Source organism: Tenacibaculum sp. DPLXC6 (assembly GCF_056815515.1).
In genome coordinates, this window is the sequence record NZ_CP141806.1 from 210,043 (window position 1) to 223,774 (window position 13,732).

14 protein-coding genes are annotated in these 13,732 nt (G+C 32.0%); 11 read left to right on the top strand and 3 right to left on the bottom strand.

The window, feature by feature from the left end; genetic code table 11:
- Nucleotides 1-156: 156 nt before the first annotated feature.
- From ilvB to ilvA, 4 genes are read left to right on the top strand one after another with little or no spacing between them, the layout of a single operon-like run.
- Complete coding sequence (gene ilvB / locus VCM48_RS01005; protein ID WP_482271277.1) at nt 157-1,890, top strand: biosynthetic-type acetolactate synthase large subunit; 1,734 nt, start codon at nt 157-159, stop codon at nt 1,888-1,890.
- A 6-nt stretch (nt 1,891-1,896) separates the two neighbouring features.
- Nucleotides 1,897-2,424: an acetolactate synthase small subunit gene (gene ilvN, locus VCM48_RS01010; protein ID WP_482271278.1), complete on the top strand. Its 528-nt coding sequence runs from the start codon at nt 1,897-1,899 to the stop codon at nt 2,422-2,424.
- A gap of 19 nt (nt 2,425-2,443) precedes the next feature.
- Nucleotides 2,444-3,946 (top strand): ketol-acid reductoisomerase, encoded by a 1,503-nt coding sequence (gene ilvC / locus VCM48_RS01015; protein WP_482271279.1) that lies wholly within the window; start codon nt 2,444-2,446, stop codon nt 3,944-3,946.
- 4 nt (nt 3,947-3,950) lie between these two features.
- The gene (gene ilvA / locus VCM48_RS01020) at nt 3,951-5,216 is read left to right on the top strand and encodes a threonine ammonia-lyase IlvA (RefSeq protein ID WP_482271280.1); all 1,266 of its coding nucleotides are present in this window, start codon (nt 3,951-3,953) and stop codon (nt 5,214-5,216) included.
- A 120-nt stretch (nt 5,217-5,336) separates the two neighbouring features.
- Here ilvA and VCM48_RS01025 read toward each other — a convergent pair whose 3' ends face one another.
- Nucleotides 5,337-5,702, bottom strand: coding sequence for a YchJ family protein (locus VCM48_RS01025; RefSeq protein ID WP_482271281.1), 366 nt, complete (start codon nt 5,700-5,702; stop codon nt 5,337-5,339).
- A 161-nt stretch (nt 5,703-5,863) separates the two neighbouring features.
- Between VCM48_RS01025 and VCM48_RS01030 the strand changes: the two genes are divergently transcribed.
- From VCM48_RS01030 to VCM48_RS01050, 5 genes are read left to right on the top strand one after another with little or no spacing between them, the layout of a single operon-like run.
- Nucleotides 5,864-6,268, top strand: coding sequence for a response regulator (locus VCM48_RS01030; RefSeq protein WP_482271282.1), 405 nt, complete (start codon nt 5,864-5,866; stop codon nt 6,266-6,268).
- 3 nt (nt 6,269-6,271) lie between these two features.
- Nucleotides 6,272-6,811, top strand: a complete 540-nt coding sequence (locus VCM48_RS01035; RefSeq protein WP_482271283.1) for a heme NO-binding domain-containing protein — start codon at nt 6,272-6,274, stop codon at nt 6,809-6,811.
- Entirely contained in the window at nt 6,811-8,535 is a 1,725-nt protein-coding gene (locus VCM48_RS01040) for a GAF domain-containing sensor histidine kinase (RefSeq protein WP_482271284.1), read from the top strand. The genes VCM48_RS01035 and VCM48_RS01040 overlap by 1 nt, the downstream gene beginning before the upstream one ends.
- Before the next feature lie 2 nt (nt 8,536-8,537).
- Entirely contained in the window at nt 8,538-8,855 is a 318-nt protein-coding gene (locus VCM48_RS01045; protein ID WP_121147286.1) for an Hpt domain-containing protein, read from the top strand.
- 10 nt (nt 8,856-8,865) lie between these two features.
- Complete coding sequence (locus VCM48_RS01050; protein WP_121147287.1) at nt 8,866-9,576, top strand: LytR/AlgR family response regulator transcription factor; 711 nt, start codon at nt 8,866-8,868, stop codon at nt 9,574-9,576.
- A 14-nt stretch (nt 9,577-9,590) separates the two neighbouring features.
- Here the strand turns inward: VCM48_RS01050 and VCM48_RS01055 are convergent, their stop codons facing one another.
- Nucleotides 9,591-9,950 carry a hypothetical protein gene (locus VCM48_RS01055; protein ID WP_482271285.1) on the bottom strand — a complete coding sequence of 120 codons (360 nt, stop codon included), beginning with the start codon at nt 9,948-9,950 and terminating at the stop codon, nt 9,591-9,593.
- Between the two features lie 110 nt (nt 9,951-10,060).
- On the opposite strand from VCM48_RS01055, the gene VCM48_RS01060 reads away from it, so the two are divergent.
- Nucleotides 10,061-10,963, top strand: coding sequence for a DnaJ C-terminal domain-containing protein (locus VCM48_RS01060; protein ID WP_482271286.1), 903 nt, complete (start codon nt 10,061-10,063; stop codon nt 10,961-10,963).
- Between the two features lie 2 nt (nt 10,964-10,965).
- The gene (locus VCM48_RS01065) at nt 10,966-11,256 is read left to right on the top strand and encodes a chaperone modulator CbpM (RefSeq protein WP_482271287.1); all 291 of its coding nucleotides are present in this window, start codon (nt 10,966-10,968) and stop codon (nt 11,254-11,256) included.
- Nucleotides 11,257-11,260: 4 nt separating this feature from the next.
- On the opposite strand, the gene VCM48_RS01070 is transcribed toward VCM48_RS01065, so the two are convergent.
- Nucleotides 11,261-13,636 (bottom strand): FdhF/YdeP family oxidoreductase, encoded by a 2,376-nt coding sequence (locus VCM48_RS01070; RefSeq protein ID WP_482271288.1) that lies wholly within the window; start codon nt 13,634-13,636, stop codon nt 11,261-11,263.
- Nucleotides 13,637-13,732 lie beyond the last annotated feature (96 nt).

Here is a 13,732-nt window from a genome sequence, read left to right on the forward strand (position 1 = left end):
GATAGCCAGAGGGTTGATCTCCTGAGGCTTGCCTAAAAGTGTTTGATTTTTAGAAAAAGACATGAGAATTAAGATTCAATACTACACCTGGTAGTCTTAAAAATTAAATAAAATAACTAAGCATATAGCTAAAAGCTAAAGCATAAAGCTGAGTTTATGGAAACAAAAACGAAACAACAAACAGAACAAGAAACAACACAAAAAGTAACCATTACAGGTGCAGAAGCTGTAATCAAATGTTTATTAGCTGAAGGAGTCGAATTGTTATATGGATATCCTGGAGGTGCTATTATGCCAGTTTATGACGAGTTGTATAAATATCAAGATAAATTACATCATGTATTAACACGTCACGAGCAAGGAGCCACACATGCAGCACAAGGATATGCAAGAGCTACAGGTAAAGTTGGCGTTGCCATGGCAACTTCGGGTCCGGGAGCTACGAATTTAATTACAGGTATTGCTGATGCACAGATAGATTCTACACCAATGGTATGCATAACAGGACAGGTAGGAGCACATTTATTAGGTTCTGATGCTTTTCAAGAAACCGATATTGTAGGAATTTCAACTCCTGTAACAAAATGGAATTATCAGATAACTAAAGCAAGCGAGATACCAGAAGTGATGGCAAAAGCATTTTACATTGCTCGTTCAGGAAGACCAGGACCTGTGTTGGTTGATATCACCAAAAATGCTCAGTTTGAAGAATTTGATTTTGAATATAAAAAATGTACTTCGGTTCGTAGTTATCAACCTGTTCCGAATATGGATGTGCAAAGTGTTGAAGCAGCAGTTGAGTTAATTAATAATGCAGAAAGACCATTTGTAGTTTGGGGACAAGGAGTGATTTTAGGAGAAGCAGAAGAAGAATTCAAAGCGTTTATAGAAAAAGCAGGAATTCCATCGGCGAGTACTTTGTTAGGATTGTCAGCTTTACCAACTAAACATCCGTTACATGTTGGTATGGTAGGAATGCATGGTAATTATAGTCCAAATAAACTCACCAACGAGTGCGATGTATTAATTGCTGTCGGAATGCGTTTTGACGATCGTGTAACAGGGGATTTAAACCGTTATGCGAAGCAAGCAAAAGTGATACATTTTGAAATAGACCCTGCGGAAGTTGATAAAAATGTAAAAACAGATGTAGCTGTTTTAGGAAATGTAAAAGAAACTTTAGCATCAGCACTTCCTCTTTTGGAAGAAAATTCACACAAAGAATGGTTACAAGAGTTTAGAAATTTGGATGCAATAGAGTTTGATAATGTTATAAAAAGTGACTTGTTTCCAACGAAAGAAGGTTTAACGATGGGAGAGGTTATCAAACAAATCAATGAAGCTTCTGAAGGCAAAGCTATTGTAGTAACTGATGTAGGACAGCATCAAATGATAGCAAGTCGTTATGCGGAATTCAACCAAACTAAAAGTAGCATTACTTCTGGAGGATTAGGGACAATGGGATTTGCTTTACCTGCAGCTATTGGTGCTAAAATGGGAGCTCCAGAACGTGAAGTTGTAGCTGTGATTGGTGACGGTGGTTACCAAATGACGATTCAAGAGCTTGGAACAATTTTACAAACAAAAGCAGCTGTTAAAATTGTGGTATTAAACAATGAGTTTTTAGGAATGGTACGTCAGTGGCAACAGTTGTTTTTTGACAAACGATACGCTTCAACCGTAATGACAAACCCTGATTTTGTATCAATTGCTAAAGGGTACCATATGGCAGCGAATAGAGTAACTAAAAGAGAAGAATTAGCAACAGCTGTTCAAGAAATGATACAATCTAAAGAAGCTTATTTCTTAGAGGCTTGTGTAGAAAAAGAAGACAATGTATTCCCTATGATTCCAACAGGGGCATCGGTATCAGAAGTTCGATTAAAATAATAAAATATGAATACAAAAAACACCTATACGGTTTCTATTTATACAGAAAATAATATTGGATTATTGAATAGAATATCAGCAATATTTCAACGAAGACATATTAATATAGAAAGTATTAATAGCTCTTCCTCAGAAATAAAAAGTGTTTCTAGAATTACACTTTTAGTAAAGATTACTGAAGAGCAAATGAAAAAAATTATCGGGCAGATAGAAAAGCAAGTGGAAGTAATTAAAGCTTTTTACCATACAGATGAAGAAACGGTGTATCAAGAATCGTGTTTGTTTAAACTGAGTACAGACTTATTGACCGATAACGATGATATCCAAACAATTATCAATCAAAGTAAATCAAGAGTCATTAATGTGAACAAAAACTTTTTTGTTCTTGAAAAATCAGGAAGTAAAGAAGAGGTAGAAGAACTCTATCATATTTTAGACAAACATGGTATTAAGCAATTTGTTCGTTCAGGAAGAATTGCCATTACGAAAGAAGAAATGCCAGTATCAAAACTATTACAATTAATAACAGCATAAACAAACAACACAAATAAAAATGAAAAATTATTTCAACCAATTATCATTAAGAGAGCAATTAGAACAATTAGGAAAATGCAGATTTATGAATGCTGATGAGTTTTCAGATGGAACAGCAGCATTAGAAGGTAAAAAAGTGGTAATTGTAGGATGTGGAGCACAAGGATTGAATCAAGGATTAAATATGCGCGATTCTGGTTTAGATATTTCATACGCATTACGAGAAGCGGCCATTAAAGAACAACGTCAATCGTATAAAAATGCAACAGAACACAGTTTTAATGTTGGAACTTATGAAGAGCTAATTCCAACTGCTGATTTGGTATGTAATTTAACACCAGACAAACAACATACGCAGGTAGTAAATGCTGTAATGCCATTAATGAAATCAGGAGCGACATTATCATATTCTCATGGATTTAATATTGTTGAAGAAGGTATGCAAGTACGTAAGGATTTAACAGTAATTATGGTAGCCCCTAAGTGTCCTGGAACAGAAGTAAGAGAAGAATACAAACGCGGATTCGGAGTTCCTACTTTAATTGCAGTACATCCTGAAAATGACCCAGAAAATAAAGGGTTAGCACAAGCAAAAGCCTATGCATATGCAACAGGTGGTCACAGAGCAGGTGTGTTAGAATCATCATTTGTAGCTGAGGTAAAATCAGACCTAATGGGAGAGCAAACCATTTTATGTGGGGTATTACAAACAGGATCTATCTTATCATTCAATAAAATGGTTGAAGAAGGTGTTGAACCAACATATGCTTCTAAATTAATTCAATACGGATGGGAAACTATTACTGAAGCATTAAAACATGGAGGAATTACCAATATGATGGATCGTTTATCGAATCCAGCAAAAATTAGAGCGTACCAACTTTCTGAAGAATTAAAAGAGGTGTTAGAGCCTTTGTTTAATAAACACATGGATGATATTATGTCAGGACATTTTTCAAAAACCATGATGGAAGATTGGGCAAATGACGATGTGAATTTATTAACATGGCGTGCAGCGACAGGAGAAACTCAGTTTGAAAAAACAGCGGCAACTTCCGAAGAAATTTCAGAACAAGAATATTTTGATAAAGGAACATTGTTAGTAGCTTTTGTAAAAGCTGGAGTTGAGTTGGCGTTTGAAACCATGGTGAAATCAGGAATTATTTCAGCGTCGGCTTATTACGAATCACTACATGAGTTACCACTAATTGCAAATACGGTAGCACGTAAAAAGTTATTTGAAATGAATAGGATAATTTCGGATACAGCTGAATATGGATGTTATTTATTTGATCATGCAGCAAAACCGTTATTAACCGATTTTATGAAGTCGGTAAGTACTGATGTTATTGGAAAAGAGTACAGCACTTCCAATGAAGTAGATAATCTTGAATTAATTAAAGTAAACAAAGCAATTCGTAATCATCCTATTGAAAAAGTAGGTGCAGAGTTGCGTGAGGCTATGACTGCAATGAAAGTAATCAAAACAAGCGTCAATCAAGAAGAACCTGTTTTAGCATAACACTATGGAAGTTCAAAAAGAAACTTATTTTCCAAAACTAGAAGCAATACAACAAGCTGCTGCGACTTTACAAGAAGTCGTAGCAGTTACTCCGTTGCAAGAAAATTTTAACTTATCACAACAATTCAATGCTAATATCTTTTTAAAGAGAGAAGATTTGCAGCAAGTTCGTTCGTATAAAATTAGAGGGGCTTATAATAAAATTAGCTCTTTAACCGAAGAGGAACTGGAAAACGGAATTGTATGCGCTAGTGCAGGAAATCATGCACAAGGTGTTGCTTTGGCGTGTAGAAAAAAAGAAATCTACGGTACTATATACATGCCTGCACCAACACCAAAACAAAAGGTAGAACAAGTAAAAATGTTTGGGGGAGATTTTGTAGATATTCAATTAATAGGAGATACATTTGATGATGCTTACAAGGCAGCAAAACTTTTATGCGATAGTTTACAAAAGACTTTTGTACATCCATTTGATGATGAAAAAATTATTGAAGGACAAGCAACTGTAGGTCTTGAGGTTTTGGAACAATCAGAACAACCAATCGATTATGTTTTTGTGCCTGTTGGAGGTGGTGGATTGGCTTCTGGTTTATCAAGTGTTTTTAAGTTATTGTCTCCCAAAACAAAAATTATAGGAGTAGAGCCAGCAGGAGCACCTTCTATGAAAAAATCGTTAGAGGAAAATAACAATATTAAGCTTGATAGTATTGATAAGTTTGTAGATGGTGCAGCAGTTCAGCAAGTAGGGGAGTTAACCTACAGAATTTGTCAAGAAAACTTAACGGATATGATAACTGTTCCTGAAGGAAAAGTGTGTCAAACGATATTAGAAATGTATAATAAAGAAGCCATTGTAGTAGAGCCTGCAGGAGCTTTGACTATAAGTGCACTTGATTTTTATCAAGAAGAATTAAAAGGTAAAAATGTAGTTTGTGTTATTAGCGGAAGTAACAACGATATTACTCGTACTGCCGAAATAAAAGAACGTGCATTGTTATATGGCAAATTGAAGCATTATTTCATTGTTCGTTTTCCACAACGTGCTGGAGCTTTAAAAGAGTTTGTAGCTGAGGTATTGGGAGAGAATGATGACATCACTTTTTTTGAATATTCTAAAAAGACAAACAGAGAAAACGGACCAGCAGTGGTAGGAATTGAGTTAGAGAAAAAAGAAGATATACAACCATTAATTCGCAGAATGAAAGAGCGTAGTTTTTATGGTGAATATTTAAATGATAAACCTAATTTATTTGAATTCTTGGTGTAGTATTAATGAGATTGTCTAAGATAAAATGTCATTCCGAACGAGGGACGAGGAGGGATCTCTCAAAAACGAGTAACAAACAAAAGATTTCTCCCTTTGGTTGAAATGACGTTTTCGACAGTCTTATTTTTTACCAAGATACACCCAATGGTCGTTCTCTTTGCAAAAAAGAGAGTTTTCATGAATTACGTCAATACTTCCATTTTCCATAAAAAAAGCCTTAAACTCAACAGTAGTTTCTGTTGTGTGCAACACCTCTAGTTTTATCCAGTTAACAGATTTTGTCCAAGCTAAAATTTCTTTCTTTTCTCTTTTAGAAGGTCTGGTACTACTATGATGACTTTTTTGTAGATAATTGATATTAGCTAATACAAAAGCGCTATATCTTGAGCGCATTAAAGCTTCAGCTGAGGTAACTGAATGAATGTTTTGATGTGCTTTTTGGCAGCAATCACTGTGTTTTTTATTTGGGTTGCAAGGACATTGCATAACTTAAAAGATTTGTTTCAAAAGTAGGTGAAAAAAGTAAAAAATCAATTCGTCTATAGTAAAACGCATTTCATCTATAGATAAATAGTTCTTTATCAAAGAAAAAAGCCATAACTTTAGATTTGATTTATTTTTATCAAGTTAGTTTTTAATCTGAGGTTTTGAATAAAAAAATAAAAATACTTTTAATAGAAGATGATAAGATAGAGGTGCTTAAGTTTAATAGAGCTATTACTCCTGTTTTAGAAAATCATACAATTACACAAGCTAATAATGGAAAAGAAGCCTTATCTTTATTGGAAAAAGATTTACCAAATATAATTTTATTAGATTTGAATATGCCTGATACTAACGGGATTGAGTTTTTATCTATTCTAAAAAATGATGAAAAGTTAAAACATATTCCTACCATAGTACTAACAACATCAGATAATGATAAAGACATTACAGAATGTTATAGATTGGGAATAGCAGGGTATGTTTTAAAGCCTTTAAAGTATCAAGATTATGAAAAAAAAATAGGAACAATAATTGAGTATTGGAGCCTTAATGAATTTAAAAAATAAAATATGAAAGGGATTGTTTTTACAGAGTTCTTGGATTTAGTTGAAGATAAATTTGGTATCGAAATGGTAGATAAAATTATAGAACAATCTGAGTTAGATTCTGGTGGTGTATATACTGCTATTGGTACATACAGATTTTCTGAAATGCTACAATTATTAGAGAATTTGAGTAATAATACAGGAGTTTCAACAGATGATTTGTTGTTAGTATACGCAGAACATTTCTTTTCAGTGATAGAAGATAGTTATCCCGGACTTTTAGCTACATATAATGATCCTATAGAGATGTTGTCATCTATTGAAGATCATATTCATGTAGAAGTAAAAAAGATTTATCCAGATGCAGAATTACCAACATTTCTTGTAGAAGAGAAAAGCGAAAATTCACTTGTAATGCTATATAAATCAAGTAGAGCAATGCATCATTTTGGATTAGGTTTAATGAATAAAACGTTTGAGCATTTTAATAGTTCAGCAGAAATTATTTTAGAAAAAATTAAAAATGACGGAACTGAAGTAAGATTTATTATCAATAAAAATTAGTGAGTATAAAGGAAATTGAAATACTACAAAGAGCGCTAGAAAGACAAAAAAAGGCTAGAAAACAAGCAGAGAAAATACTAGAAGAAAAATCGTTAGAATTATTTAATATTTCTCAAGAGCTAAAGGTAGTTAATGAACAATTAGAAGACCTTTTAGATGAGAAAGATTCGCAATTAAAAGGAATTTTTGAAAATATTAATGATGCTTATCTAGTAATGGATATTAATGGTAATGTGTTAAAAATGAACGATGTTGCCGTAGAGTTATTTGGTTTTGATGTAAATGAAGAAGATGTAAATGTTGTAAGCCTTATTTATCCTGAACAAGAAGATTATGATTATGCGATGAATTCTTACGCACAATTATTAAAAAATGGATACTTCACCAATTATGTAGCTAGAGTTATTACTAAAAAAGAAGAAGTAAAATGGGTAAATATTAATTCAAGCGTAGTTTTTGATAAAAATAATACTCCAATAGCTGCACAAGGAATTATTAGAGATATAACTAACCAAAGAAAAGAACGGCAAGTAATTGAAGTTATAAATAACACAGCCAAATCAATTTTAGGAAAAGAAGATATCTACGAAATAGCATGGGAAGTATCAAACAGCGTTGCTAATTATTTAAATACTGACGATTGTGTTGTTTACTTAGTAAACGAGAAGAAAAAACAATTAGAATTAGTAGCTTCATTTGATAAAAGAGAAAGAGAGAGCAAAGAAATTTACGAAAAAATGCGATTACCTTTTGAAAAAGGTGTGGTTGGAAGCGTAGCAAAATCAGGTGTTTCAGAAATTATAGATAATACAAATTTAGATGATAGATACGTAGTTTATATTACCCCAAAACTATCAGAATTAACAGTACCTATAAAGAATGAAGATAAGGTAATAGGAGTTATAAATGCAGAGCATCAAGAGAAAAACTATTTTACAGAAGAGCACTTAAAAACGATAGAAGGTATTGCAGGTTTAGTATCGCTTCAGTTAAAAAGTGCAATAAACATTAAAAAACGTAAAAAAGTAGAAAAGAAAAATACTGACTTATTAAAAAAGGTAGCAAAAAGTAATCAAGAACTAGAAGAATATGCACACATAGTATCCCACGATTTAAAATCTCCTATCAGAAGTATTCATGCTTTGACCAGTTGGATTAAAACTGATAATGAAGGAATTTTTGATGAAGCTAGTCTCCAAAATTTTGAACATATTGAAAATACTCTTGAAAAAATGGAGCAACTCATTACTGATGTGTTAGAATATTCTAGTGTAGTTAATGGAGTTAAAGAAGACGATGATGTAGATTTAAATTTGCTAATTGAAGAAGTTAAGAAAGTAATATATGTGCCAAAAAACATTTCAATAAAAGTTTTACAGAAATTACCCATTATAAAAGGAGACAAAACAAAGTTTCTACAATTATTTCAAAACCTGATAAATAATGCAATTAAGTTTAACGATAAAGAAAAAGGGATTATTGAAATTGATGTAAAAGACCAAAACTCTTTTTATAAGTTTTCAATAAAGGATAATGGAATTGGTATTGAAAAAGAACACTTTGATAAAATTTTTAAAATTTTCCAATCTTTAAAAAAGTCTAAAGACTCTTCAGGGATTGGTTTATCAATCGTAAAAAAAATTGTAGATTTTTATAAAGGAGAAATATGGTTAGAGTCTGAAATAAATAAAGGAACAATCTTCTTTTTTACAATAAAAAAGTAATTATGGAGCAACCAAACTTATCTTATATAAATGCACTTTCTAAAGGAGATGAGGAGTTTAAAAAACAAGTTACAGCAGTTTTAAAAGAGGAACTTTCAGGTGAAATAGAAAGCTATTTTTTATACATTAAAAATAACGATTTTAAGAAAACTAAAGAAATTGTTCATAGAATTAAGCATAAAATGAGTATTTTAGGCTTAGAAAAAAGCTATAAAATAACCAACGAGTTTGAAAACAACCTTGCAGACAATAGCATAGAAAACAAAGAACATTTTGAAAGTGTATTGCCTGTAATGCTTGCTTTTTTAAAGGAACTTTAAAAGATTAACTATGAACTGTATTGTTATTGATGATGAACTAATGTCAAGAATGATTCTCAAAAAAGTGAGTGAACAAGTAGAAGGATTAAAACTTGTAGGAGAATTTTCTAATGCAATACAAGCAATAAAATTTTTAAACAATAATAAAGTAGATGCTATCTTTTTAGATATTCATATGCCAGATTTTACGGGGTTTGATCTTATTCAAACGCTAAAAGATCCACCTAAAATTGTATTGACTACCTCTGATAGAAACTTTGCTGTTGAAGCTTTTGAGTATGATTTTGTTGTAGACTACATAGTAAAACCAATAGAGTTAGAGCGCTTTAAAAAATCGGTAGAGAAAATTATTGCAGCCATAGAAAAAGATAATAATGTAAAACCAGTAAAGAAAGATCAACCCACAGATGTAAATACACTATATGTAAATATTGATAGACGATTAGTAAAAATTGATATTCCGAGTATTTATGTTGTAGAAGCTAAAGGCGATTATATTAAAGTTAAAACAGAAGAAAAAAATTACATTGTTCACAGTCCTTTAAAAAAGATTGAAGAAAAACTACCTTCAGAATCATTTTTAAAAGTACACAGGTCTTATATTATAAATACAAATGAAATTATTGATATAGAGGATAATAGTGTGCTTATAAAACAAGATGTTATTCCTGTAAGTAGATCTAATAGAAATGAGCTTAAAAGAAGACTAAACTTACTATAATTATCTTATTTAAGTTAATTAACTAACTCATTTTGTTCTTGAACTCTAAAACAACGTTCTTCTCCAAGAAATAAAGGATTTCCGTGCTTTTCAGACCAAAACCCGTCTAAAATATTTTTAGAAAGACAAGAGTATACAGCAACACCTTTGTAGGTAGTATTGTCATCACCATTATAATTAAAGTTGATAACAAGAATGTTATTCTTAAAAAAGCCAGTTCCAAATTGTTCTTGTTCGTTGTTAATTATCCATTTTGCAATAATTCTACTATTTTCATCAAGAGTTAAAGAAAGAGTACCTTTATAAGTATTCTCACTTTCATCTTGGTTACTACCAATAATATTGTATGTTCCTACTAAATCTTCTACTGTCATTCAATCTTCAAATAAAGGTGCAAAAATACATTAAAAAGAAGTAGGGGGAAAGCATTGGTTTTATGTTGTTAAATTTCGTAATTTTAGTGTGTTAGGTCAATCGAATTGATATGGAATTTATAGATTATTACAAAGTTTTAGGAATAAATAAAAAAGCAACTGCTGCCGATATAAAAAAAGCCTATCGGAAGTTAGCAAGAAAATATCATCCAGATACAAACCCAAATGATGAAGAAGCTAAAAAGAAGTTTCAGCAAATAAATGAAGCCAATGAAGTATTAAGTAACCCTGAAAATCGTAAAAAGTACGATGAATACGGAGAAAACTGGCAACATGCAGAAGCATATGAGGAAGCTAAAAAACAACGCGCTAGTCAAAGTGGATTTGGAAGAGGAGGGGCTTATCAGCAATATTCATCCTCAGATTTTGATGGAACTGATTTTTCTGATTTTTTTAATGCCGCCTTTGGTGGTGGAAGAAGCTCAGGTAGACGTACAGCGCAATTTAGAGGTCAAGATTTTAACGCTTCATTACAATTAAACTTAAGAGATGTTTATACTTCACAAAAACAAGTACTGACGGTAAATGATAAAAAAATACGAATAACGATTCCTGCTGGAGTAGAAAATGGTCAAACAATTAAAATAAAAGGGCATGGAGGAGAAGGTATAAATGGAGGTCCAAATGGAGATTTATACATCACTTTTGATATTAAACCTGATATTAATTTTAAACGTGATGGCGCTAATTTATATACAGAACAAACTATTGATTTATATACCGCAGTATTGGGTGGAGAGGTAGTGATTAATACTTTTGTTGATAAAGCTAAATTAAAAGTAAAAGCTGGTACCCAAAATGGAACCAAAATTCGATTGAAAGGAAAGGGATTTCCGAAGTATAAAAAAGAAGGTCAGTTTGGAGATTTATATGTTACTTACAAAATAGAGATTCCAACCAATTTAACAGATGAACAACGAGAGTTATTTACAAAACTTTCTAAATTGAAATAGATATGAGCAATACAGAACTAATAAGTGTACAAAAAGTTATTGTTCATCACAATTTAGATGAACAATTTATAGAAAGTATTGAATCTTTTCAACTCATAGAGTTTGTAGTAAAAGATTCCAATAAATACTTATATACAGAACAGTTACCTATTTTAGAGAAAATAATCAGATTACACTACGATTTAGAGGTAAACATGCAAGGTATAGACGTAATTAATAATATGCTTGATAGAATGGATTCTATGCATAAAACAATTAAACAACTAGAAAATAAATTAAAATTATACGAGTAAATTTTTATGAATTGGATTTCTTATGAAGAACTCCCTCTATTTTATCATAGATATTCGGATTGTGTTTTTTTATTTTAATTTTAATATGTTTTGAAGCTGGCATATTACTTCCTTTTACGGTGTTATGGATTGAAACAAGTACGTTAGTTTCAGGAAAATAAGTAACCGTGTTTTTTTCGGGGATAGGGTATTCAACAATAATAAATAGCGGAGCGATACGCTCTGTGTCATTATCATAATTATATAAATCTACCTTATCACCAGATGTAAAACCTGCTTTTTCAATATCTTTTTTATTCATGAAAATTACACGACGTTCATTATGAATTCCACGATAACGATCATTTAATCCATAAATAGTAGTATTGAATTGGTCGTGTGTTCTTACTGTAGCCATTAAATACTCATCATCAGCTAGTGTGTTTTGAGGCAATGTCGTTATAGAAAACGGAGCACGATTTCCAAACTCTTTTGTTTTAAAGTTCCCTTCACGAGCCGCATTAGGCAAGTAAAACCCGCCTTTTTGTTTTACACGAACATTGTAGTTGTCAAAACCAGGAATACATTTTTCTATATCATCTCTTACAGCATTGTAACTATCCATATATCGATCCCAATCAACCACACTTTTATTTCCTAAAGTAGCTTTTGCCATTCTACAAACAATATGTGTTTCGTTGATAAGCTTGTCAGAAATAGGTTTTAATACTCCTTTAGACCACTCTACAATTCCCATAGCATTTTCAGCACTTGTATACTGATGCTCACCATTAACGATATCAATTTCACTTTTCGAAATAGTAGGTAAAATTAAAGCCTCTTTTCCATGAATCAAATGAGTTCGGTTTAACTTAGTTGAAACAGAAACAGACAAATCAAGCTGTCTCATTCCATTAGCAGTATATGTGGTGTCAGGAGTTGCTGATAAGAAATTTCCCCCCATGCTAAAATGGACTTTAATTTTTCCTTCATTCATAGCCTTTATGGTATTCACAACATCATAACCATTATTTCTTGGTGGATTAAAGTCGAAAACCTCTTGTAATTTATCAAGTTGCTCTACAGAAGGACTGTGGTTAATAAGCATCGTTCTATTTCCTTGTACATTACTATGTCCACGTACAGGGCAAGAACCTGCTCCGGACTTACCAATACTTCCTTTTAAGAATAACAGGTTTAGAACTTCTTTTAAAATATCAACACCGTTAGGTTGTTGCGTAAGTCCCATTCCCCAGCAAATAATAATTCGGTTTTTATGAGCTAGCATTTCTGCAGCTTTTTGAATATCTTCTTTTAAAACACCAGATGCATTTGCTAATTCATCTAAATCATAGTTTTCAATTTGCTTAATTAAATCTTCATAACCAACTGTTTTATTATTGATGAATTCTTGGTCAAAAACTTTACCAGGAGTTTCTTTCTCAAAATGTAATAGTAAGAGTTCGATAGCTTTTAGCAATGCTAAATCTCCATTAATTTTAACAGGAAGATGTAAATCGGCAAGTTGGATACCTTTTCCTAAAATACCGCTTATTTTTTGAGGATCTCGGAATCCCATTAAACCAGCTTCGGGAAGAGGGTTAACAGCAATAATTTTAGCTCCGTTCTTTTTCCCTTTTTCTAAAGCACTTAACATTCGTGGAGAGTTCGTTCCTGGATTTTGACCAATAATCATGATGACATCGGTATCGTAGAAGTCTTTTAAAGTAGCAGTTCCTTTTCCTATACCCGTAACTGAGGCTAAGGTAAAACCAGATGTTTCGTGACACATATTAGAACAATCAGGGAAGTTGTTAGTTCCAAATTCACGCACAAAAAGTTGATATGCAAAAGAAGCTTCGTTACTTGTTCTTCCAGAAGTGTAAAAAGCAGCATTATCTGGAGACTCTAACCTATTTAAGTGTTCGGAAATTTTTGCAAAAGCATTGTCCCAGCTAATAGGTTCATAATGTGTACCATTTTTAGGTAGGTACATAGGCTCAGAAAGTCTACCTAGATGTCCAATTTCATAATCAGTTAATTGAGAAAGCTCATAAATAGAATTTTGTTTAAAAAAATCTGCAGTAATTTTTTTACTAGTAGCTTCTTCAGCTATAGCTTTTGCACCATTTTCACAATATTCAGCAATAGGTGATCGCTCATCATCAGGATCAGGCCAACCACAACTAGGACAGTCAAAACCATCAAACTGATTCATTTTAAACAAAGCTTTTCCTCCTCTAACTAAAGCCTTATCGTTTATTAAACTCTTTATAGCGTTTGTAACTCCAGGAATTCCTGCAGCCCAATCTTTTGGTTTACCAGTTCTTAAGCTTAATAATTTGTACGGAGGTTCAGCAGAAGGTTGTTTATCGGCTTGTTTATTAGCTTTGTTATCCATTGTTTTTCTAGAATCTTTATGAGATATAAAATTAAGAAAAAAAGAGAACAATTAGGGTGTGAATATTTTTGTTAAAAAAATGTGAATTTTTTTATT

Bases quoted from the DNA above. Each gene is read 5' to 3' on its own strand.
- ilvB (WP_482271277.1), top strand. From the start codon at position 157: ATGGAAACAAAAACGAAACAACAAACAGAACAAGAAACAACACAAAAA.
- ilvN (WP_482271278.1), top strand. From the start codon at position 1,897: ATGAATACAAAAAACACCTATACGGTTTCTATTTATACAGAAAATAAT.
- ilvC (WP_482271279.1), top strand. From the start codon at position 2,444: ATGAAAAATTATTTCAACCAATTATCATTAAGAGAGCAATTAGAACAA.
- ilvA (WP_482271280.1), top strand. From the start codon at position 3,951: ATGGAAGTTCAAAAAGAAACTTATTTTCCAAAACTAGAAGCAATACAA.
- VCM48_RS01025 (WP_482271281.1), bottom strand. From the start codon at position 5,702: ATGCAATGTCCTTGCAACCCAAATAAAAAACACAGTGATTGCTGCCAA.
- VCM48_RS01035 (WP_482271283.1), top strand. From the start codon at position 6,272: ATGAAAGGGATTGTTTTTACAGAGTTCTTGGATTTAGTTGAAGATAAA.
- VCM48_RS01045 (WP_121147286.1), top strand. From the start codon at position 8,538: ATGGAGCAACCAAACTTATCTTATATAAATGCACTTTCTAAAGGAGAT.
- VCM48_RS01050 (WP_121147287.1), top strand. From the start codon at position 8,866: ATGAACTGTATTGTTATTGATGATGAACTAATGTCAAGAATGATTCTC.
- VCM48_RS01055 (WP_482271285.1), bottom strand. From the start codon at position 9,950: ATGACAGTAGAAGATTTAGTAGGAACATACAATATTATTGGTAGTAAC.
- VCM48_RS01060 (WP_482271286.1), top strand. From the start codon at position 10,061: ATGGAATTTATAGATTATTACAAAGTTTTAGGAATAAATAAAAAAGCA.
- VCM48_RS01065 (WP_482271287.1), top strand. From the start codon at position 10,966: ATGAGCAATACAGAACTAATAAGTGTACAAAAAGTTATTGTTCATCAC.
- VCM48_RS01070 (WP_482271288.1), bottom strand. From the start codon at position 13,636: ATGGATAACAAAGCTAATAAACAAGCCGATAAACAACCTTCTGCTGAA.